At 52.0% G+C, this 523-nt stretch carries 1 protein-coding gene; it reads left to right on the forward strand.

The features are described 5' to 3' along the window. The coding region (locus R7Z47_RS26785; RefSeq protein ID WP_318131016.1) for an Hpt domain-containing protein at positions 1-523 on the forward strand (523 nt) is incomplete at both ends.

Consider the following 523-nt stretch of genomic DNA (forward strand, 5'->3'; position numbering starts at 1 on the left):
TGCTATCTTCCGCGGTTTCCATACCGTGAAAGGTGGTGCCGGTTTCCTATCCTTAGCAGAACTGGTCGACACCTGCCACGGTGCAGAGAACGTGTTCGACGTGTTGCGAAATGGCCAACGTTCTGTAACGCCAAGTCTCATGGATACCATGTTGAAGGCGTTGGATACGGTAAATACCCAGTTCCAAGCTGTGCAAGATCGAGAAGCGTTAGAAGCTGCAGACCCTGCGTTGCTGGATGAACTGCACCGTCTATGTAAGCCTGAGTCTGAAGACGAAGTAGCTACTGTGGTTGAAGAACCTATCGTTACTCCAGAACCAGTTATCCCAGAACCTGCTAACGAAGTGCCAGCTGCCCCTGCAGCCGACATAACGGAGGCGGGTTCTATAGGTTCTGTCGACGAAATTACTCAAGACGAGTTTGAAAAACTTCTTGATGAGCTGCACGGTAAAGGTGCTGCACCAGGCGCATCGACATCAGCTCCAGCAGCGGCTGCACCTGTTCAAGCAAGTGCGCCTGTTCTG

The organism is Vibrio sp. 1641, assembly GCF_033339995.1.
GTDB lineage: Bacteria > Pseudomonadota > Gammaproteobacteria > Enterobacterales > Vibrionaceae > Vibrio > Vibrio alginolyticus.